18 protein-coding genes are annotated in these 23,005 nt (G+C 36.1%); 11 read left to right on the top strand and 7 right to left on the bottom strand.

What is annotated here, in order from left to right:
• Nucleotides 1–60 precede the first annotated feature (60 nt).
• Nucleotides 61–375: a transposase gene (locus KFE94_06250; GenBank protein UTW68224.1), complete on the bottom strand. Its 315-nt coding sequence runs from the start codon at nucleotides 373–375 to the stop codon at nucleotides 61–63.
• A complete protein-coding gene (locus KFE94_06245; GenBank protein ID UTW67710.1) occupies nucleotides 341–1,603 on the bottom strand; it encodes a transposase in 1,263 nt (420 codons plus the stop codon). Before KFE94_06245 ends, KFE94_06250 begins: the two co-directional genes overlap by 35 nt.
• Nucleotides 1,604–2,033: 430 nt before the next feature.
• Between KFE94_06245 and KFE94_06240 the strand changes: the two genes are divergently transcribed.
• The 4 genes from KFE94_06240 (at nucleotide 2,034) to bamE (ending at nucleotide 7,031) form a co-directional block, all read left to right on the top strand.
• A complete protein-coding gene (locus tag KFE94_06240; protein ID UTW67709.1) occupies nucleotides 2,034–2,378 on the top strand; it encodes a helix-turn-helix transcriptional regulator in 345 nt (114 codons plus the stop codon).
• 6 nt (nucleotides 2,379–2,384) lie between these two features.
• Nucleotides 2,385–5,534 carry an N-6 DNA methylase gene (locus tag KFE94_06235; GenBank protein ID UTW67708.1) on the top strand — a complete coding sequence of 1,050 codons (3,150 nt, stop codon included), beginning with the start codon at nucleotides 2,385–2,387 and terminating at the stop codon, nucleotides 5,532–5,534.
• Nucleotides 5,535–5,860: 326 nt separating this feature from the next.
• Nucleotides 5,861–6,325, top strand: a complete 465-nt coding sequence (locus KFE94_06230; protein ID UTW67707.1) for a hypothetical protein — start codon at nucleotides 5,861–5,863, stop codon at nucleotides 6,323–6,325.
• 334 nt (nucleotides 6,326–6,659) lie between these two features.
• Complete coding sequence (gene bamE / locus KFE94_06225; GenBank protein UTW67706.1) at nucleotides 6,660–7,031, top strand: outer membrane protein assembly factor BamE; 372 nt, start codon at nucleotides 6,660–6,662, stop codon at nucleotides 7,029–7,031.
• Nucleotides 7,032–7,421: 390 nt separating this feature from the next.
• Here bamE and KFE94_06220 read toward each other — a convergent pair whose 3' ends face one another.
• The gene (locus KFE94_06220) at nucleotides 7,422–8,798 is read right to left on the bottom strand and encodes a SusD/RagB family nutrient-binding outer membrane lipoprotein (GenBank protein UTW67705.1); all 1,377 of its coding nucleotides are present in this window, start codon (nucleotides 8,796–8,798) and stop codon (nucleotides 7,422–7,424) included.
• A 17-nt stretch (nucleotides 8,799–8,815) separates the two neighbouring features.
• The gene (locus KFE94_06215; GenBank protein UTW67704.1) at nucleotides 8,816–12,181 is read right to left on the bottom strand and encodes a SusC/RagA family TonB-linked outer membrane protein; all 3,366 of its coding nucleotides are present in this window, start codon (nucleotides 12,179–12,181) and stop codon (nucleotides 8,816–8,818) included.
• Between the two features lie 415 nt (nucleotides 12,182–12,596).
• Between KFE94_06215 and KFE94_06210 the strand changes: the two genes are divergently transcribed.
• Nucleotides 12,597–14,231, top strand: a complete 1,635-nt coding sequence (locus KFE94_06210; GenBank protein ID UTW67703.1) for a S41 family peptidase — start codon at nucleotides 12,597–12,599, stop codon at nucleotides 14,229–14,231.
• The gene (locus KFE94_06205; protein ID UTW67702.1) at nucleotides 14,228–14,650 is read left to right on the top strand and encodes a TM2 domain-containing protein; all 423 of its coding nucleotides are present in this window, start codon (nucleotides 14,228–14,230) and stop codon (nucleotides 14,648–14,650) included. Before KFE94_06210 ends, KFE94_06205 begins: the two co-directional genes overlap by 4 nt.
• A 6-nt stretch (nucleotides 14,651–14,656) precedes the next feature.
• Here the strand turns inward: KFE94_06205 and glmS are convergent, their stop codons facing one another.
• The 3 genes from glmS to KFE94_06190 are packed head-to-tail and all read right to left on the bottom strand — an operon-like array spanning nucleotide 14,657 to nucleotide 18,701.
• Nucleotides 14,657–16,501, bottom strand: a complete 1,845-nt coding sequence (glmS, locus tag KFE94_06200; GenBank protein ID UTW67701.1) for a glutamine--fructose-6-phosphate transaminase (isomerizing) — start codon at nucleotides 16,499–16,501, stop codon at nucleotides 14,657–14,659.
• A gap of 6 nt (nucleotides 16,502–16,507) precedes the next feature.
• Nucleotides 16,508–17,830, bottom strand: coding sequence for a DUF4270 domain-containing protein (locus tag KFE94_06195; GenBank protein ID UTW67700.1), 1,323 nt, complete (start codon nucleotides 17,828–17,830; stop codon nucleotides 16,508–16,510).
• Between the two features lie 46 nt (nucleotides 17,831–17,876).
• Entirely contained in the window at nucleotides 17,877–18,701 is an 825-nt protein-coding gene (locus tag KFE94_06190; protein UTW67699.1) for a glycogen/starch synthase, read from the bottom strand.
• Between the two features lie 123 nt (nucleotides 18,702–18,824).
• Here KFE94_06190 and panC point away from each other — a divergent pair, with 123 nt between their 5' ends.
• From panC to radA, 5 genes are all read left to right on the top strand, one after another.
• A complete protein-coding gene (gene panC / locus KFE94_06185; protein UTW67698.1) occupies nucleotides 18,825–19,676 on the top strand; it encodes a pantoate--beta-alanine ligase in 852 nt (283 codons plus the stop codon).
• 73 nt (nucleotides 19,677–19,749) lie between these two features.
• On the top strand, nucleotides 19,750–20,100 hold the full coding sequence (locus KFE94_06180; GenBank protein ID UTW67697.1) for an aspartate 1-decarboxylase: 351 nt from the start codon (nucleotides 19,750–19,752) through the stop codon (nucleotides 20,098–20,100).
• 5 nt (nucleotides 20,101–20,105) lie between these two features.
• The gene (locus KFE94_06175) at nucleotides 20,106–21,119 is read left to right on the top strand and encodes a flippase-like domain-containing protein (GenBank protein ID UTW67696.1); all 1,014 of its coding nucleotides are present in this window, start codon (nucleotides 20,106–20,108) and stop codon (nucleotides 21,117–21,119) included.
• Nucleotides 21,097–21,621 (top strand): adenylyltransferase/cytidyltransferase family protein, encoded by a 525-nt coding sequence (locus KFE94_06170; protein UTW67695.1) that lies wholly within the window; start codon nucleotides 21,097–21,099, stop codon nucleotides 21,619–21,621. The genes KFE94_06175 and KFE94_06170 overlap by 23 nt, the downstream gene beginning before the upstream one ends.
• A 22-nt stretch (nucleotides 21,622–21,643) precedes the next feature.
• Nucleotides 21,644–23,005: a DNA repair protein RadA gene (radA, locus tag KFE94_06165; protein ID UTW67694.1), complete on the top strand. Its 1,362-nt coding sequence runs from the start codon at nucleotides 21,644–21,646 to the stop codon at nucleotides 23,003–23,005.

Genomic DNA, 23,005 nt, shown 5'->3' with positions numbered 1-23,005 from the left:
GCTCGTTTAAGGATACTTTGTTTTTAGTTTTAGACGAAGTAGCAGTAAAATTTGAGTGTCTTAAAAGGGTTTGAAATGAAGTTGAATCGGCCTAAAAATCCAATTTATTATTGCGAGCACTTCCTTCTTGTTTTCTTGCACTTTTGGGGTTGTAAATTTCAAGTATTTTTTGAGATTATAAGCAATGGCCGATAGATGCATGGCTTTGTTTGCCTGTTTAATTCCAATGGTGTTAATTTTTCGTAAGCTTCTAAACTGGGTAAGTACACCAAAAACAGGTTCTACGGTACTGGAGCGTTTTGCTTTAAACATCTTACCCTTTTTACTTTTTATTCGGGCGTTATTGCGTTCGTATTCTTCGGTGTAATAGGTGATGGTGATCCTTTTTTCGTGGGCAGATTTGCCTATACATTGTTAGTTTGATTGGGCAGTCTTTACAGGTGTGCCGTGTACCTCGGTATTCTTTCTTTTTGGTATTATTTTTCTTTTCATAGAAAACCTTTTTAAAAGGTATGGGTTTTCCTTGGGGACAGATGTAATGGTTGTGTTCTTTGCTATAAGTAAAACCTTCGGGACCGCCTTTGTAAGTTCCATGTGGTGGTATATAGCTGGCTAAATTTTGCCCTTCTAAAAAGGCATAGTTCTCTCCACTACTGTAGCCTGTATCGGCCAAGCAGTTTTTCCAGAGTAGACGGTTTTGCCAAAGTCTTTGTTTTAATCTTAGAGTGATATCTTGAAGATATTGGTTGTCTTTCTTATCCGCATGGTATGCCCAGATATCTGTTATTACATGGTGCCCTGTATCTACCGATAGCTGGCTCATAAAATTGAGTTTACGTGCTTTTCCGGGTTTAACACTTATTCTGGCATCAGGGTCGGTTGGTGAATAATGCGTTTTGTTTGAGGTATATTTAGATCCCTTATTAGATGCTCCTGGTCGTTGGTCTTGGTCTTCTTTCCATTTTTTGTTTCGTGATTGTATCCCTTTTAATTCATGGGTATTGGCTTGAATGGTTTGTTGGTCTTGATTCGCTTTGTTCTCTTTGGCTTTACGTTTAGAAACTCTATCGGGTTTACTCATTACCCTCACTTTTTGCAAGTGAGTTTCTAAGTCTTCTTTTGGCACTTTGAGCTCTAAAGTGTCCATGGACGCATTGGCTTTAATCGGAGCCGAGTCAATGGCTTGGGTGTGACCTGATACCATCCCTTTTTCAACGCACATCGAAAATACTTGGTTAAATACCTCCTCAAAAATGAGTTCAGGAAACAATTGTCGGGTTCTACTTATCGTTGAATGCCATGGAAGGTCTTCATCAATATCATAGCCAACAAAGAAAAGGATATCTAATCGCATCGAACAGTGAGTAATCAATGGCCTATCACCAATAATGTTTTCAAAATAGCCTACCAAACAGAGTTTGAAAAACACCACAGGGTCGACACTTTTTTGGCCACAACTGCCATAATAAGGCTTAGTCTTAGCATACAAAAAATGAAGATCTAATACTTCACCTAATCTGCGGTAAAAGTTATTTTTAGGTACACGTTCACTCAACTGAAATTGAGCAAATATCTTTTCTTGATACGTCTTTACGCCTTGCATATCTAAAGATAATTTGAATAGCAGCTCATTTTTAGATATTTACAACAACTTTATTCACATTAAATTAGTAAGTTGCGCAACAGACACAATGTATAAAAAACATGAGTGGCTCAGTGGTTTACGAAACTTTGGCACATTTAATCAGCTCCGCCAAATCTGCGATTTGACGGGGTTGTTTAATATTTTAATTTGTGTCAAAACGCAAATTTGGCTCAGTACAAATTGACAAGTAGGAGCTTCGAAATCACTTACGTTTCTTATACGAGCCGTTGTGCGGCATACAAAAAAGCCAACGCTCATTAGGCACATTTGGTTTTTTCCAACGCTAAATTCCAACACTAAAAAAACCAAAAGAGCCTAATCTTTTCCCACCCAAAAATTCGTAAAACCGAAATTAAATTCATAGATTTGCAAAAATCGCCAAGTCAAAATGAGCAAGGTAAAAATGGAAAGTTTCGGCAGTTACATAAGAAGACTTAGAATTGAAAGGGGTCTAAACCAAACAGAATTAGCTGCTAAAGTCAAACTTGACAGTGGGAGTATGAGTAAAGTCGAAAATGACAAAAAACACTTGGATGAAGAAAAACTAATACTTCTCGCAGAGGCTCTAAATATTGATGTTGAAGTTATGAAAAGGCAATATTTGAGCGACCAATTTGCGAGAGAATCGGTAAAGTACAAAGTTGAAGAATCTCAAACAATATATGAGCTTGCCGAATCAAAAACTAAGTATTATCTAAATAATAATGTGAAACAAGGTACTCTTAAAATATAATCAGATATGAGTGAAGAATTATTACAAAGAGACCTTCAAAAAAATCCCGAAAAAATCGGGAAATGGGACTTTTATAATATCGGAGCAACTTCTATAAAGGCTCTGAAAGAATACAGAATTATTCGTAATGTAAACTACGGAAAAGAAGAAAGAAAAAAAGTTGACGCTTTAATAGTTCAGCAAAAAAATGTAATTGCTGTAATTGAGTATAAAAAACCTTCTGAGTTTAAAACTAAAGCTCAAAAGAACAAAGCAATTAAACAAGAGATAGAAGTTGCAAGAAAGATAGGCTCAAATATTATGATTGCGACTGACACTAAGGAATCTGTTTGGGTTAATGTAAAAACAGGAAATCGGATAAAAGAAGAAGACGGGAAAGAGTTCAAACATAATTTCGACCCAAAAGATGAAAAACTCCCAGAATTAATTGAGAAAATAATTTCGTCAATCAACGAAATTAATGACCAGATAAAACCAAAAAAATTAGTCAACCCAACTGATTTAGCAAAACAGATTTGGCAAGACATATGGTCTGTTAGTGGTGCAACTCCAGAAAATTGTCTTTACACTTTTGTAGAGCTTTTTATATTTAAATATCTAAGCGATTTAGGAATCCTTGGACAAGGGATAAATTTTGACCATTTACAAGAAAGATACGATTATCAAATTGATAACCCAGACGAAGAAGCTTTAGATTATTACGCCAAAACAATTAGACCCCAAATTAAAAAGCTTTTCCCTCCAGGTTTGGACGGAACAACTATTATTAATGGGACAATATTTGTAAGCAAAGACCAAAAAGCTGTAAAAGGGTATAGCACAGTATTCAAAAAGGTTTTAGGTAAATTCAAATCTTACGGTAAACTTGAATACATTGATAAAGATTTCAAAAGCCAACTATTTGAAAGTTTCCTTAAAGAAAGTATTAGCAAAAAGAATTGGGGACAATTTTTTACTCCGCTAAAAGTAATTAGAGCCATTACAGAAATGGCAAAAGATGATATAAAAGTTGGTTCAAAAATTTGTGACCCAGCTTGTGGAGTTGGGAAATTCTTACTTGAACCAATTTTTACAAAACTTGACCAGTTTTATGAAGTGAAAAATGGAAAACTGAAACCTAAAGTTACAATCCACGGATATGACAAAGGGTTTGATAAAGACGAACAAAAAACCATAATATTAGCAAAAGCTAATATGCTCATTTATTTTTCTGACTTATTAAAGGAGAACCCAAATATTACTAATGATTTTGCAGATTTATTCAATGAAAGTTTTGTCCTAAAAACAAACTCTATTTTAGGAACGCTTTCAGATGCGGTTGAAAATGAATATGACCTTATCCTAACAAATCCACCTTATGTAACAAGTGGCAGTAGTAATCTTAAAGAAGAAGTTAAAAAAGATGGCGATTTGGTTAACTATTTCAAAGTTAACGCAATGGGAGTTGAGGGGCTTTTTATGGAATGGATTATTAAAGCCTTGAAACCAAATGGCAAGGCATTTATTGTTGTTCCTGACGGTATTTTTAATCGTCAGAATGACAAAAATCTAAGGCAATTTATTGTGGACGAGTGTTTCATTGATGGTATTATATCACTTCCACTTAACACATTTTTTACCACTAATAAAAAAACATACATATTAGCTCTTACTAAAAAGGCTGATAAGAAAGAAAAGCAAAAATCGCCTGTATTTTCATATTTGGTAAGTGAAATTGGAGAGAGCAGAGATGTTTACCGATTTGATATAGAAAACAATGATTTGTCCGAAGCTGTTACTCTTTATTCGTTTTTCAAAGGCAATAAGCAGAGCTTCTCAAAAATAAACACAGATAAGCGTTGTAAAATATTTCCTTTTAAAACCTTTGAAGAGAGCATTGATAAAAGTTGGATAATTGACAAGTGGTGGTCAGAAGAAGAAAAAATTGAAATTGGAATAAGTGAGAAAAAAGAGAAAGTAGGTCTTTTAGAATTTTCTTCCTTGGTTGAAGATATTGCAGTTTCAATAAGTGGTTTCCAAGAAGAAATAAAAGAGCTTTCAGAAAAAAAAAAGTCTGAACTAACCTATTCAAACTTTAAGCTTAAAGACTTATTCTCCATAGAAAGAGGAAAATCGAAATACACTAAAAAATTCGGAAACCAAAATAAGGGAGATTTTCCTGTTTATTCAGCCTCCAACAATGCGCCTCTTACACATATCAATTCTTTTGACTATGACGGGGAATACTTGACTTGGGCAACAAATGGTTTTGCAGGTTATATTATGGTTATTGATGGTAAATTTTCTATCAATGCAGATAGAGGACTTTTAAAGCCAACAAAAGAAAATATCAATATCACCTACATAAAAACCGTTTTAGAGCCGACATTGAGAGGACTTGCAAAAGGACGAAAAGGGGAAAAAGGAGAAGATGAATTTACCAAAGTTTATCCTTCAATGATTGAAAATGTAGAAATAAAAATGCCTGTTAATGAAAATGGCGATTTTGACATTGAAGCACAAAATGAGATTGTTGATAAAATTCTTTTTATTCAAGATTTAAAACATAAAATTGAAGAGTACAAAAAACAGATTGAAGACTTAAATGTTGAAATATCTTTGGACGAGAACTTCAAACTGATGAAGATTAAAGACATATTTGACCTCACTATCAAGACTAACAACAGTAAGTTTACTAAGTCTTTTATTAATAAAAACAAAGGAAATATTCCTGTTTATTCTGCTTCAAAATTTCCTGAATCGGTGGACTACGGATATGTAAAAGATAATCTTAAAGGTGTCAAATATTTTGAGGATTGCTTGACTTGGAATATTGATGGTTCTATTGGCAAAGCACATTTTAGAGAAGGAAGATTTTCTTTATCTGAAAAAGTAATCCCATTGATGATACAAGAGGATTTAACTAAATCAATGGATATATATTTTCTTAAATACCAAATAGAAAAGGAGTTTAGCTCCCATAATTTCGGATTTAGTAATAAAGCAGGAAAAGGGAAAATACAGGACATTGAGATACCTATCCCGTTTACTAATGGAATAATTGACCTTGATAAACAAAAAATAATATCCAATAAGTATTCTTCTATCCAAAAGATTAAAGAAAAAATTGGAACTGAATTAGATAAGATTTCTAATGTCAAGATAGATTATTTATAGCCAGCACATAAAGCCATACACATTTGCAATTCGCACCAGCCATCGCTCAACCAAAAATTGCAAAAGAGTATGTCTTGCCCACCCCCGACTGAACAGAAAGTACGACCACACAACAATGTGTATAAGTCATTGGGTAGCAAGTATTTAATTAAATGTGAGTACAATTAATAAACATATCAGTGGTTTGAAAGTGAAGTGCGTTGAAATGCCCAACGCCTCATACACCAACCGTTATGTGAAATGAGCAAATGACAATTAGAATTATATACATATTAATTTCAATCATTTCTCTATCTTCTTGTAGATGCTTTACATATTACGAAACCTTGAATGAAGACATTAACAAAGATATATCAGTGACAGCAAGAATGTGGCAAGGACAATATGAATACCTCGGGATTGATATTAAAATAAACAGATTTGATTCTTTAGCCGTTAAGAGTATTTCAGTTAAACCTAAATTAGAGAATGAAGAATTTCACCCTTGGCTAGACCACTATGTTATGTATTCATATTATTATGAAAAAGAAGGTAATTACAAAGGTGGTCCATATTGGAAAAGTTATTATGCTGATAAATTTGACTTACTCCCTAGGGGTAACAGAGTAACAAATAAAGGGAATTCATTGGTTAAGTATACAGTACATTTTAATAGTAAACAAAAGATTGACTTTGATACATTTTCAGCAGACGTGCTTATTGAACTTATTGACCAAAAAGGCGGACTTATTATATTAGATGGACAATTTGAATTTGCAGGTGAACGCGAATGCTATTTTAGTGTACATTAAAGAAAATCCATATAACACGATATATAGCAAATAGGGCGTTCAATGGTTTAAGTCAGTTCAATGAGATATACAAACACCGCCAAATCGTTGATTTGGCTTTTAAAATGAATAAGATAAAAACAAAATACAACGATTTGGCTCAGTGCAAACTCGAAAGTTTATCGCTTTCTACTGCCCTACTTGCCATATACTAAACGTTAGCTGCAATTACCACTTTTCCCGACCGAGAAATAATTACAGTTGACCAACGTTTAAATGAAGGAGCTTAAAATGAGAATATAAAAACATTGACAAATAGCAGTTCACAAAAACGTAAGTCAAAATTAAACTGAAAATGAAGAAAATTATCATACCAACTATATTGCTGTTAGGGATACTGTTCCTAATAAAACAATTTAACCCAAAACTTAAGTTAGATGGATATTACGGGTTGCTTTGCGAATGGACTTCACAGGGAAGTGAGAATACACGATATTCGGAAAACTATACAGACAAAAAATTCTTATCACTTAATGAAGGAATGACAGAAAAGCAGGTATATAAAATCATTGGAAAACCAGTATATGTTTGGAATTATTCTGAAGTGAATAGTGAATATTGCTTTATGTATAGTGACTCTCCGACTAGTGAGGACTATAGAATGAGAAAGGTTTTTATCAAGGACAACGTTGTGAGAAACATAGTAAGCCTGTATTATAATGATTAAAATAAAACGTCTGTCATAGGGAGCTATCTCTTTGCACCTAATCTATTATCTAAAACAAATTATTAGCAATTTTTATTATCCGATACTGAGAAAAATTAGTTTTATATGTATCTCGACTTCTATATGAAACTCGATTTGATTACTTTGATTGATCTTAAACAAGAATCAATAAGAAATGAATTATTGTAAAATATTGTCTAGGCTGCTTTTATTGAGTGATAAAGCTCTGATAATTTCTTCAAATCTTTATCAAATTGATTCGACATTAGTCCCACGGAGGGTACAAAAAAAGAGGAAGTTTAACTTCCTCTTTTTTATGCAGTAAATTCTAAAAACAAAAAGGTCGGCATTAAGCCGACCTTTTTGTTTTAATAAAGAGAAATTATTTTCTTATTTGTTTACTTCAGTTTCAACAAAAAGATCTGTTGTACTCGCATTAGGATTACCATTTAATTCGTCTTGCGGAATTAAAAATCTTTGTGGAAGATTTGTAGCGGTTCCTTTTGGAGTTAAACCAAGCTCATTGTTTGTTCTACGTAAATCATTGAAAACTTCAATTTGCCCCACAAGAGAAGCATATTTTTCTCTCATGATCTCATGGAAGATATTAGCTAAAGCAGATCCTTTACCATGATCAACGATACCGCCTGCTTCGAAATCTGCAAGAACATAATCGTCATATTGTCCAGCTGGATATTTTGCAGCTAAAATCTGACGCACATGATTCAAGTGTAAGATTGCATTGGCATCATCGTTATTTCTGTAAGCAATTTCAGCCATAATTAAATGGGTCTCACTTGCAGTGATCATTGGGAATGAAGATGTAGCGGAAAATAGATTTCCGGAATAGTTTAAATCATATGTAGCCGGGCTACCCGCATTTACATAAAGATCCGCAAATCTTTCACCTTCATTTGTTTTTGAATTGTTTTTAGCACCATTTGTATCCAAGATGGTAGGTAAATATGCGTTTTGAGCACCCATATATCCTTGACGGTCTTGCTCACCAAACGAAGCATAAACATTCATGTTTTGATTATATGTTCCCGCATGAGGAATCATCATATTATCAGCAACATCGAGAATACCAGCAGCTGCAGCAGTTTGAGCAGAAGCATAATCACCAGTGTGCATATAATATCTAGCTTTCATTGTATTCGCAGCTTTAACCCATTTAGCAGCATCACCAGAGTAGAAGAAGTCTACACCAGCTTCGTCTGTAATAGAAGCAGCATTGATATTAGCGATACCATCATCCAAAAGTTTTTGAGCACCAGCATAAACATCTAATTGGCTATCAAATTTTGGATTTGGAAATTCCACAAGATTATTCGCCTGAGAAAAAGGAATGTCTCCCCATAAAGCGGTCATCGTTCCAAAAGAATTCCCCTTCGAAATTTGACATATTCCTTTGTAGAATAGGTTTTCATCAGCTTTGGTAATTGCTAAGTTAGCTTGTTGGATATTTCCGTAATAGAAAAACTCCCAGTGAAAGTCACTCGCAGAAACACCATAGTTATCATAAGCTGAATATTGTCTATCAGATCCTGTAAAGGTTTGACCCCAAATTCCAGCAAACCTTGCATTTTCACCCTCAAATGGGATAATAGATCCAGCTAAGGTTGATGTCACCAAAGTAGATAGCGGTGCATCCTGAGCTTGGTTGGGGTTATTATTCACATCCTTCAACAAAGACTTGCTACAAGAGCTCACACCCATTGTTGCAGTTAATGCTAAAGCAATAAATTTTATATTATTTATTTTCATAATTCTCTCTCTTTTAATTAAAATGAAATATTAACACCAAATCTGTAAGTTCTGGTTGATGGGTTTTGGAAATAATCTAATCCGAAACCATTGTTTCCAGCACCAGTCAAAGTTTGATCTGGGTCATTTCCGGTGTAAGAAGTAAACAAGAAAGCATTGTTAACTGTTCCGTAGAATTTGATTTGTTGTAATCCTAAGAAACCATTCATTTTTTCTTTTCTCAATGTATACGCAATTCTTACTTCGCGGATTCTGTACCAGCTACCATCTTCAACGAATTGCTCAGATGGACCAGTGAATCCACTACCAGGTCCGTTTAAGTACCAGGACTCGTCAACGATTACATTACCGCCACCGAAGTTTTTAACTTCACCACGAATCGTGTAAGAACCATCCGCATTTTTAGCATAAGGGTAGTAATCTTCAACAGTAACTCCATCGAAGTTAACCAGAGAAGCAGCATCTGAAGCAGAAACAGTAGTAGTAACATCAGTGTACCCAGCTCTACCGAAGAAAGCCAATGCACCTTTAGTACCATTCCACATATCCATACCTACAGCCGCATCAAATAAGATGTATGCTTCCCAGTTTTTGTATTTGAATGTGTTACCAATACCAAAACGGAAATCAGGGTTTGGATCACCAATTACTCCGTTATCCGCTGCCATTACAGGGAATCCGTTTGCATCTAACACCTGGTTTCCAGATTCATCTCGTTCCCATTTAGATCCGTAAAGAACACCTAATTGGTGACCAACAACAGCTCTTGAACTACCATCGGTAAAACCACCTAAGAATACATTGTCAACACCACTGATTTCAACAACTTCGTTTTTGTTACGTGTGAAGTTTCCATCAATAGACCATTGGAAGTTTTCTTTCTTCATTGCGATACCACCAACTTCGATTTCAACACCCTGGTTAGTAATTCTAGCTGCATTAGACTCTTGATATCCAAAACCAGTTGAGTGTGCTACATCAACAGAAAGTAATAAATCTTTCGTCTCATTGTTGTAGTATGTGAAATTAGCATATGCTCTTCCATTTAAGAAACGAGAATCAAAACCTAATTCCCATTCAGTTTTAATTTCAGGTTTTAAGTTTGGATTTCCTGCGTTTGAAGAAAGCGCAAATCCACCACCGTATCCAGAAGGGAAGATTGCAGACCCCCAACCATCAGAATAACCAAATTGCTCAACAGCTGTTAAGCTGTTTGTTGGAGAATATAAACCTGTTCTTAAAGTATACTCGGTTGGAGTACGACCTACCTGACCAATAGCACCTCTTACCTTAACAAACATAGATTTTGGTAAGTATTTGTTTAATTGGTAAGCAACACTTAATCCAGGGTAGAATACACCCATGTTATCTTCTGGTAAAGTAGAAGAGATATCGTATCTACCTGTCAGGTCAACGAATAACTCATCCCAGAAACTAAAACCGAAAGTACCATAATATCCATTGGTAAGAATTCTTGTAGTATTGTTTACACTCGCAACTGTTGCTGGATCAGCATTATTTAATAATGGTGGTGCGAATGGATTGATGAATGTTCTCGCATCAGAAGAAATGGTATTGTCTCTTCTGTCATTTACGTTAAATCCAACTAACGCATTTAACTTAGAGTCATCATTTAATTTGAAAGTTCCACGAGCGAAGATGTCTCCATTTAATTGTAAATAAGAGTATTTTTCTTTTGCGTATCTACCTCCATTGTTTTCTCCGGAAGAGTAAGGATGGAAGTAATCATCTCTTTGGTCAGTGTAGAAATCCCATCCCCCACGAGCAGTAACGCTTAACCATGACATTGGACTGTAAGTGATTTCACCTTTACCAATCATTCTATTAACATTTGCTGAAGAAGGAGATCTTCTCATCATCCAAAGAGGGTTGTCATAACCATATCCAGGATTTTTACCCAATTGATTTCTAAATGCACGTGGTACATTTTTGTTAATTGAACCATCAGCACCATAGTAAGTACCTTCATAGTCTTCCATGTTAAAATCAGCAGGGTTACGTAACCCACCTAAGAATAATCCATTAAGGTTAGATCCCATTTGAACACGGTTTGAAGAGGTTTTGATGTATTGACCACTACCGCTTACATTCCATTTATCATTTAGTCTACTAGAACCGCTTAATCTAACGGTGTTCTTTCTGTAGTTACTATTCGCGATAATAATACCATTTTGGTTTAGATCACTTACACTGAAATAAACCGTTCCTTTTGGACCACCTGAGCTAATACTTACAGAGTTGTCAAAGGTTACCCCAGTTTTGAAAAGTTGATCATATGGACTATAAATATCTCTGCTGTTTTTTCCTCCGTGAGGATTTGCAGAATCCCCATCCGCAGTAGCGTAGTATTTGTTTCCGGAAACATTGTCAATAAAGTACCCATTATACCCAGCTGCATTAGGATCTGTGATAAAATCATCTGCGCCACCTTTTCTGTCTGCGATTCTATCACCCCATGATAAAGCTCTGGTGAAACCAGTGTTTGAATTATCTAAGTGAAGCATAGAAACCCCCTGACCATAGGATTCATTTAAATCGATTTTACGGTTTACCTGGTCAAAAGCAACAGCTGAGTTGATTCTAACATCAAATGTTTTTTGAGCACCTTGTTTACCTTTTTTAGTGGTAATCACAATCACACCATTCAAAGCACGAGAACCCCATAATGCTGCAGCAGAAGCACCACGAATAACTTCCATGCTTTCAATGTCATTTGGATTTAAATCATTTAAACGAGATTGTTGTGTTACACCACCACCGGAACCAACGTAGTTTGAACCAGCTCCACTGTACGAACCATTGTCCATAGGAACACCATCAATAATAACTAATGGTTGGTTGTCTCCAGTAATAGAACTGGCACCTCTAATTTGAATTTTAGAACCAGCACCCGGATCACCGGTAGATTGAATAATATTTACACCAGCGGTTTTACCAGACATATTGTTGATCAATCTGGTTTCGCCATTGTCCTGAAGGGCAGCTCCGTCAATTGTAGATTGTGCAGAACCCACCTTGTCCTTATCTACTTCCAGACCTAATGCCGTAACCGTTACAGCTTCTAGGTTGACACCAGCACTCATTCCAACGTTAACCGTATTACTGGTTGCGACCATAGCCACTGTTTCCATACCAACGAATTTGAATTCAAGTGTTTGTCCAAGTGAATCCAGTTGGATTTCATATTTACCATTAATATCGGTAACGGTACCCTTTGTAGTGTTTTGAATGACAACCGTAACCCCAGGAAGTGGAGAGTTGTCCTGTTTGTCAGTTACGGTACCCTTTACCGTGACCTGAGCAAACGATATCGAGGCAAATAGCAACCCGACAAATAACAAAAAATAGTTTTTGTTCCTCATAGCATAGATTTAATTGTTACAATAATAGTGGGGTAGAACCCCTGTTTTGTTGATTTCTCAACAGCCGCCCTTACTTAAAAGGAATAGTTTCCATCACATTTAGCATATAGTTTCAAGCTGATTAACATCCTTACAAGCGGTGTTTTTTCAGTTTGAGAGGCAAAATTTAACACTTAAAAATGAGTTGTGTTAAGAAATCTTAAAGTTTTTCATTCCGTTTTTCGGTAATGATTTAATATTTAAAATATATGACCAAATAATTAAAGTAAAAGAATAATATTTGGCTGGTGAGTTAAAATGTGTTTTATAATGCTTAAAAATGCTTTTTTTACTTGTTATTCCATAGAGGATTTCGAATAAACTGGGCAGTAAAGTTGGTGTTTGTTTTCTTAACAGGTTTAAATTTGCTTTAATTATGGACGGTACGCAGCAGAATAATAGTTGGAAACTATATGTTCCAATCGCAATTGGAGTTTCTTTGGCTATAGGATATTTTATAGGTAGTTTAAATGACACCCCTTCTCAAATGTCTTTTGAAAAAAACACCTCTTCTTCATCAAAGAACTTTGACATGTTGAGTGAGTTACTCAATTATATCGATGCGGAGTATGTGGATCAGGTGAGTAAAGATAAGTTGATCAATACTACAGTGAAGAACCTGTTACAAGAGTTGGATCCCCATTCTTACTATATCACCCCGGATGAGTTTGCTGAGATGAATGAACCATTGGATGGGAATTTTGATGGAATTGGAATTCAATTTAATATTCAGAAAGATACTTTGGTAGTTATTGATCCAATTGTTGGTGGTCCGTCTGAAAAGGTGGGAATTCGAGCAGGGGATCGTATTACTAAGGTGAATGACTCGTTGATTGCCGGAGTTGGGGTAAGAAACCGAACCGTATTGAAATTATTAAAAGGGGAAAAAGGTACTAAGGTAGATGTTACGGTGTTAAGAAAAGGAGGACAAGAAACCAAGTTTACGATCACAAGAGATAAGATTCCTATTCATAGTGTGAGTGCGAATTATATGATAAACGACACTACGGGTTTAATTAAAGTAGATCGTTTTGGTTCAAATACAACTGATGAGTTTTTTGATGGTGTAAGAAAGTTAAATCGCCAAGGGATGAAAAAGTTAATTGTGGATTTACGCGGTAATGGTGGAGGTTATATGCATGCCGCGACCAATATGTTGGAAGCATTCTTTGATAAAGGGGAATTACTGGTATACACAGAAGGAAAGGCACGGAATAAAACCGATGTCTTCGCTAAAGATAATGCGATATACCCTAATATGGAATTGGTGGTTTTAATCGATGAGAGTTCAGCTTCAGCAAGTGAAATTTTTGCTGGAGCAATACAGGATCACGATCGTGGTGTTATTGTGGGGAGAAGATCTTTTGGAAAAGGTTTAGTTCAAGAACAAACTATGTGGCCTAATGGTTCTGCAACGCGCTTAACTATAGCCAGGTATTATACGCCATCTGGAAGGTGTATTCAAAAACCCTATGATGATGGAGTAAAACAATACAATGAGGAATACTATCATAGATATCAGAATGGAGAGATGTTGTCGAAGGATAGTATTGAAATTGTTGATTCGGTATTTTTTACTACTGACAATGGGAGAAAAGTCTATGGGAGCGGAGGAATTATCCCCGATATTTTTGTTCCAATTGATACCACACAAGGCTCTGGATATTTGAATCAGTTAGTGTACTCGGGTATTATTTACGATTTTGCTTTTAATTATGCTGATCAACACAGGCAAGAATTGAATTCTTATGGTACTCCTGAAAAGTACATATCACAATTTAAAGTGACCGATAAGCTGATTAAAGAAATGATAGCTTATGCAGAAAAAGAAGGAATACTTTATGAGTCAGCGGGATTTGATCGTTCTGAGAAATTAATTCGTAAAAGATTAAAGGCTTACATTGCCAGAAATATCTGGAATGATGAGGGTTTTTATCCGATTTGGAATAGTGACGACCCAACGGTTTTAAAAGCTGTAGAAACTGATACTAAATTAGTGTTAGTGAAATGAGGTGGGCCTTAATTGTTACATTAATGATCTCGGTATATGGGGTTAACCTTGTTAAAGCTGTAACCATTGAATATAACCTCCCAGATTATGCTGGAATTGAGGAGGAGTCTGTGTTTTCATACGAAGAAATAGAGAATGGGATTGAGTTAGGTCTGGTATCCGAATTGACCGGAATCTCAGGTACTGATAAAGAAATCAAAAGAAAAAAGTTTATTGCGATAACACTGGCAGTAACCCTCGGAGTGTTTGGTGTGCATAGATTATATCTGGGGACAGCCACTAAGGTACCTATCATCTACACCCTTACGCTTGGAGGAGGTTTTGGTTTTTTAGTGGTAAGCGATATCATCGCAATTATTGCAACCAAAAACCTCGACAAATTTTCTCCAAACAGTCAGGCGTTTATGTGGGCCGAATAAATAAGATTATTCGACCGTTACAGATTTTGCAAGATTTCTAGGTTGGTCAACGTTACAACCTCTATACACCGCAATGTGATAGGATAATAATTGTAATGGAATAGTTGTAATCAGAGGTGTTAAAGCTTCTTCCGTTTGAGGAATTTCAATACAGAAATTTGCTAAGTTTTTCAACGTGGTGTCACCTTCGGTTACAATCGCTATAATGTTCCCATCACGAGCTTTGATTTCCTGAACATTGCTTACGATTTTTTCGTATTGTGACCCTTGATTCGCAATAACCACGACAGGCATGCTTTGGTCAATTAAAGCAATAGGACCGTGTTTCATTTCCGCAGCAGGATAACCTTCAGCATGGATATATGATATTTCCTTAAGCTTTAAAGCGCCCTCTAACGCAACGGGGAAGTTTACACCTCTTCCTAAATAAAGGAAGTTGGCCATGTTGCTATATTTCTCAGTGATCTCCAGTACCTGATCATCTGATTCCAACATCTTCTCAATTTTGTTTGGAATATTATCTAATTCTGTAAGCAATTCGTGGAATTGCGAATTTGTTATTGTTCCTTTTTTATGACCTAAATGAAGAGCCATTAATGTTAGAACTGCAACTTGAGATGAGAAGGCTTTGGTGGAAGCCACACCGATTTCAGGACCAGCATGTGTGTATGCTCCAGCGTGTGCTGTACGAGCGATTGTGGATCCTACCACGTTGCAAATCCCAAAAATTGTGGCACCTCGTTCTTTAGCGAGTTCAATCGCAGCTAATGTATCTGCTGTTTCACCTGATTGCGAAATGGCGATAACGACATCATCTTCGTTGATAATTGGATCACGGTATCTAAACTCTGAAGCATATTCAACTTCAACTGGTATTCTCGCATATTGTTCAAAGAGGTATTCCGCGACAAGTCCAGCATGCCATGAAGTTCCGCAACCAATGATAATGATTCTACGGGCATTCATGAATTTAGCTTCATATTCCTGGAAGCCGGCCATCGCAATGATGCCTTCATCTACCAGCATACGCCCTCTCAGGGTGTCACGGATAGATTTTGGTTGCTCATATATTTCTTTTAGCATGAAATGATCAAATCCGCCTTTTTCAATAGCTTCAAGGTTGAGTTGAAGTTTTTGAATATTTGGATCAATAAATTCATTGCCATGAATTGTTTTAATGCTAATACCTTCACCTATTTTGATAACAGCCATTTCTTCGTCATCCAGGTAAACGGCATCTTTAGTGTATTCTAAGAAAGGAGATGCATCCGATGCAACAAAGAATTCGTTTTCACCAATTCCAACTACCATCGGGCTTCCTTTTTTAGCTAAAACCATCCCGTCTAAAACACCTTTTTCCATTACTGCAATTGCATATGCACCAACAACTTGTGTTAAAGCAATTTGAACAGCATTTTCCAGGTCGGTATTCTCAACTTTCTTAATTTCTTCAATGAAATTAACAAGTACCTCAGTATCGGTATCACTTTTAAAAGAGTATCCTCTGGATATCAACTCTTGTTTTAAAGCATCATAATTTTCAATAATGCCATTGTGAATCAGAACTAAATTCTCGGACTCAGAAAAATGTGGGTGAGAATTGATGTCATTGGGAACGCCATGGGTGGCCCATCTTGTATGACCTATTCCAATTTTTCCTGAAGTGTTTTTTGACTTGGCTTCTTCTTCCAAATCAGCAACTTTACCCTTCTTTTTAATGACTTCGATGTGTTGGGGTGTTCCAAGTGCAACTCCAGCACTGTCATAACCTCGGTATTCGAGTCTTTGTAATCCTTTTATTAAAATTGGGTATGCTTCTCGATGACCCAAATAACCTACAATTCCACACATATCGTTCTATTTTAGGGGGGTATATGTTATTACAATTTTCAACTGATCAGCATCTGGACTGTTAGGTCGGGGCCCGTTGACAACTGATCTGTTTGCTAAAGTATTATTCCCAAACGGACTAATCAAAAGAATTTCCGATTGATTACTGCCTGGAGTATAATTTTGTATTATTTCTTGCACATATTGCGTAATTCTGAACCTGTACCTTGAATTTTCCGCATCAAAAGAACCATCAATGACACGATCCCCTGTTTCTACCTGATCAGGTAGAAATTCAGCAGTTCCATTTTCCAGCTTTCTACTCACCGATAATTTTTCTAATGGATAATATGGTTCATTTGTATCCACCGGAATATAAAGCTCAGCGAGATTAATAACCTTAGGATCTTGAGCAAATTTAGCAGCAATGTCTTTTAATTCAATCTGAATATCCGTGCCAATTGTAGCCTGAAGGTATAATTTCTCGCTTCCAGCGGCAGTATCGTCTAGAATATTAGCAATAGCAGAATTGGCATAATCATGTTCGTAAGTAGAATAATTAGCCGTTAAACTTGATGTGATAAAACTAAACTTAGTGGTGTCGCTATTTGTATGATAATGTAGCGTGATATTGGTAAACCCACTTAGAGGGTTAAAATAGAATACTGCTCCATTACTATTTGTTTGATTGGTTTGAATAGGCATGATTTTTAAGCCTTTCATGTACTGAACAAAAGCCTCGTTGGTTTCAAAATTAGCAGAGTCAGTGGTCATAAGGTTTTCACCCCATAGATCATCTAGTCGTATTCTTATTTGCGGAGGTTGTGCAACTCCATCTACGTAAACACTATCAAAAAGGCCCACAAAGCCATTGTATTCACCAATTAAATTAGGTTTAACCTTTGTCTTTTCATCTGAATAGTAAATGTTATCCAATAAGATGTCTTCGGCCAATTCAAATACTTGAAAATGCATCAAAGACTTTACTTCAGCATCTAAATCTTTTTCTCTATACCCACCTGTTAATCTAAAAGAAACAAAGGCAGAATCGAAAACTGCATCTGAAGGAAAGGTAAAGCCTTCTTGTTCCAAATTATATTGCGAGATGTATGAAATTACACTGGTTCCAAATGTTGGGTCTTTATATGCTCCCAGCATTCCAACGAAACGCTCGTCCGTACGCTCTCGTTCCGCTTCAATGGTACGTGCACTAATGTGAAAACTGTCTGTTGTTAACAGAAGCACATCATTATCTCCAACCTGGACTTCTCTTCCGATGAGTTCGCCTTTTCTACAGGAGGTGCTTAGTAATGTCAGAAAAACTGAACAAATGATTAATGCTATACGCATATTCTGAATAACTGGTGTTATGAATAACTATGAATAAAGATAAATATTACTCAATGGTAACTTTATCTAAAATTTCATCGTATAGTTTTTCAAAAGGCTCAGCGTATTCATCAGGATCTCCCTCGTGTACTAAGCTTGGACAATCTTTTGAATCAATATATGATTGAACATCTTCACTTAATCCTTGATCTCCAATAACAATAGCATCTGATAAATCAATTGCTGTTTTGTGAAGACCATCATATGATACCGTATCCAAATGTTTTAAGATATCATCAGCAATATCATCATGTTTAAGTTTAGATTTAAGATCTTTATCTAAATCTCCATTAGGAATATCACTAAAAGCAGAATATACAATCTTGCTTTCATTGAATAATGGGTCATCTTTATACATTGTTTTTAGATAAACCGGCAACAAAGAAGCCATCCATCCATGACAATGGATAATATCAGGAGACCATCCCAATTTTTTTACAGTTTCCAACACTCCTTTAACGAAGAAAATAGAACGTTCATCGTTGTCTGGGAATGCCTCACCCACTTCATCAATTAAAAAAGCCTTTCTTTGAAAATACTCTTCATTATCGATAAAATAAACTTGCATACGTGCAGGTTGAATTGAAGCAACTTTGATGATTAAGGGATGATCAATATCGTTTACTACTAAATTGATACCAGATAAACGAATCACTTCATGCAGTTGATGTCTTCGTGTGTTGATTTTTCCAAATCGGGGCATGAATGTTCTGATTTCCATTCCTTTCTCCATCATTCTCTGAGGGAGGAATCTTCCTAAGGTTGACATTTCGCTTTCCGGTACATACGGTGTGATTTCTTGCGAAACGTACAAGACTTTTACTTTACTCATAAAATTGCTTTATTATCCTTCTCTCCGTAAAAATTCGCACAAAAGTACTACTTTTTATAGTGCTAATCAAGTTTTGAAGTAGCTTTGCCCGCTATTCAATGCGTGATTTAAAGTAGTTTAACAATGTTGGTTTATAGAACGTTTGGTGAATTAAGGCAATTTTTAGACCGTCAGGTAAAGGAGGGAAAGACCATTGGTTTTGTCCCTACAATGGGAGCTTTGCATGAAGGACATCTATCACTAATTGAGGAATGTAATTCCAGATGTGATGTATCCGTATGTTCTGTATTTGTGAACCCTACTCAGTTTAATAATGTGGATGACTTGAAGAAATATCCAAGAACTGAAGAAGAAGATTTACAAAAGTTGAAAGCAGCTCATTGCGATGTGGTATTGGTTCCGGAAGTCAACGAAGTGTATCCTGAAGGAGCAAAATCTGAAGGAAAGAGCACTGTTGACTTAAAAGGATTAGATGTCGTGATGGAAGGTGCACACCGTCCGGGACATTTTGATGGCGTGGTGCAGGTAGTGAGTAGATTTTTTGATCAGATTAATCCGGATTTCGCATTTTTTGGAGAGAAAGATTTCCAACAGTTGGCGGTCATCAAGCAAATGGTGTCAGAACTGAAAATGCAAATTCAAATTGTTGGGTGTCCGATTAGACGAAATAAGTTAGGTCTGGCATTGAGTTCGAGAAATACACGTCTAAGTGCCGAAGGAATAAAAGTTGCGACTGTTTTATATCAACAATTAAACTGGGCCAAAACACATATCGATACATTATCGGTAAATGAAATAATAAAATCGGTAAAGCAATCGTTAAAAGGCCACTCTCAAGTAGAACTCGAATATTTCGAAATAGTGGAGTCAAAAACGTTAAGATCTATTAAAACCAAGAAAAAGAAAATTAGAGCTTTTATAGCGGCTCACGTAGAAGGAGTACGATTAATAGACAATATAGCTTTAATTCAATAGGTTATTTCTTTTAATTACCGAATTTCCTGAATAACGGATTAATACTAATTTTGCAAAAATTTTTGTAGGACAAATGCAGATTGAGGTTTTTAAATCAAAAATTCACCGGGTTAAAGTTACAGAGGCGGATTTAAATTATATCGGTAGTATCACAATAGATGAGGATTTGTTGGATGCAGCGAATATGATTGAAGGAGAGAAAGTTCAAATTGTTAATATTAACAATGGAGAGCGACTGGAAACGTATACGATTAAGGGTAAGAGAGGTAGCGGTGAAGTATGTTTGAACGGTCCCGCAGCAAGAAGAGTTGCAGTAGGAGACGTGGTGATCATTATCTCGTATGCAACAATGGATTTCGAGGAAGCAAAAACATTTCAACCCACAATTGTTTTTCCGGACGAAGAAACAAATACACTTAAATAATTGCTTTGATTAAGAAAATTGCAATTTCCGTATTAAAAATTGGAGTACCTCTTGGACTAGGGGTGTATCTGGTATGGTATTTTTTTGATACGTTAACCGAAGACCAAAAAGAACAAATCGCAAACTCAATCGCTCAGGCAAATTATTGGTGGGTTGGAATCGCAGTTATTCCTGCTGTTTTGAGTCATATCAGTAGAGCTATTCGATGGAAGTACACTTTGGAACCTCTAGGTTATCAGCCTGACACGTTCAATAGTTTTTTTACGGTAATGATTGGTTATTTAATCAATTTGGCTGTACCAAGATTAGGAGAAGTATCACGTTGTGGCTTTATGAATCGATACGATAAAATTCCTTTAGATAAGCTTATTGGAACTGTAATTGCAGAGCGTTTGGCTGATTTAATCATGTTGATTCTGGTTATCACGACAGTTGTATTAATTCAATATGATTTAATCAGTGATTTCGTGAATGGTTTACTTGCAGATAAAATTGGAGATATTTCCGGAACCGCTGTTTTATTAGTCTTAATTGGTTTAATGGCGACAGGATTTGGAGGGTTGTACGTGGTGTATAGAGTGGATTGGAAGTGGGAAGTTTTGAAAAAAGTACAGGATGCAATAAAAGGAATTGTTTCTGGAATTACATCCATACTAACAATGAAAAGTAAGGGGATGTTCATTTTTCATACGATATTCATATGGATTATGTATTTCCTGATGTTATATTTTAACTTTTTTGCCTTACCGGAAACCGCATCTATTTCATTTAGTCAGGCATTAACGGCATTTGTGTTAGGCGGTCTGGCCATGGCACTGACCAATGGGGGAATTGGCGCTTACCCGATCGCGATTCAGGCGGCATTATTAATTTACGGTTATAGTGAAGCTGCAGGTGGTGCATTAGGCTGGATCACATGGGTGGTTCAGACGGTTTTAGTGATTGTATTGGGTGCAGGATCTATGTTATTAATTCCTATCTATAATAAAAGAAAAAGTGTCGTTGTTGAATCGAATTAAGAATAAGATAGTTTCTTTAGAAAACGCTAAATCACTTATCAATAAATGGAAAAGTGAAGGTGAAAAAATAGTTTTTACCAACGGTGTTTTTGATTTGATTCACCCGGGACATATTACATACCTTGCAGATGCAGCATCTTTTGGAACCAAACTGGTAATCGGTTTAAATGCTGATGAATCTGTAAAAACGTTATCCAAAGGACCTGCGCGCCCCATTAAAGATGAATTTAGTCGATCTATGATTTTGGCTGCCATGGAGTTTGTAGACGCGGTGATCATATTTAATGATTCAACTCCCTACGAGTTGATAAAATCGGTAAGACCAGATGTCTTAATCAAAGGTGGGGATTATGATGCGACAGAAACAGATTTAACCAGTAAGCAATATATCGTAGGAAGAGATGTTGTGTTGGAAGAATCGGGAGAAGTGTTTGTGATTCCGTTTTTGGAGGGGTATTCGACAACTTCATTGGAAAAAAAGATTATTGAGGCAAATCAATAATTTAATTAAACTCTAAAAAATTATGGCAAAGGTTAAGAAGGCGTACGTATGCCAAAATTGTGGTGTTCAGTCGGCACAATGGGTGGGTAAATGTAGCTCATGTGGAGAGTGGAACACATATGTGGAGGAAATAATATCTCAGCCTGAGAAAAAGAGTTTTGCCGAAAAATTAATTGATAAGAAAACGACCAAACCTATTCCGATCCAGGAGGTGACTTATGAAGATTTACCTCGGATTATGTTATCAGATCAGGAATTAAATCGTGTGCTTGGAGGAGGTGTGGTAAGAGGTTCTGTGACTTTAATTGGGGGAGAACCGGGAATTGGTAAGTCAACTTTGTTGCTTCAGATGGCACTATCCATGTCCGAAAAAGTGCTCTATGTTTCTGGAGAAGAAAGTGCTTCACAGATCAAGATGCGAGCGGATAGAACAGGGATAAATAATGATGCCTGTTATGTGATTAATGACAATTCCTTAGATATTTTATTCAATCACTTTTCAGATTTATCACCTGATATTGTGATTATAGATTCTATTCAAACAGTTTTTTCACCATTGATCGATTCCTCAGCAGGAAGTGTGAGTCAGATTCGAGAATGTACCGGACAATTGATCAAATATGCAAAGGAAACAGGTGTTCCTGTATTTATTATTGGACATATCACTAAAGATGGAAATATTGCCGGGCCGAAAGTATTGGAACATATGGTGGATACGGTTTTGCAATTTGAAGGAGATCGAAATCATTTATTCCGATTGATACGCTCGATTAAAAATCGTTTTGGTTCTACGAATGAATTAGGCATTTACGAAATGCAGGGTTCAGGATTAAGAGAAGTTGATAATCCGTCAGAAATTTTGCTATCTACACATGATGATCATTTAAATGGAATGGCTATTGGGGCAATTACGGAGGGATTAAGACCTATGCTTATTGAAGCTCAGGCTTTGGTTAGTACCGCAGTCTATGGAACACCACAGAGATCTGCCACAGGATATGACTTAAGAAGAATGAACATGCTGTTGGCAGTATTAGAAAAAAGATGTGGATTTAGATTAGGTACACAGGATGTATTCTTAAATATGGCAGGAGGTATAAAAGTAGATGATCCTGCGATTGATCTCGCAGTGGTAAGTGCAGTTTTATCATCGAGTGAGAATATTGCGATTGATGGAAAAGATTGTTTTGCCGGAGAGGTAGGCTTATCAGGAGAGATTAGACCGGTAGCACGAATAGAGCAGAGAATTACCGAGGCAGATAAATTAGGATTCAAAAGAATATTTATTTCCTCTTACAATAAATTAAGCTCAACTTTATCTGTGGATATTGAGATTAAAATGGTGAAAAAAGTGGATGATGTTTTTGAAACTCTGTTTGGTTAG

It is taken from the genome of bacterium SCSIO 12643 (assembly GCA_024398135.1).
Taxonomy (GTDB): Bacteria; Bacteroidota; Bacteroidia; order Flavobacteriales_G; family Salibacteraceae; genus CAJXZP01.
This window is presented reverse-complemented; position numbering and strand designations above follow the sequence as displayed.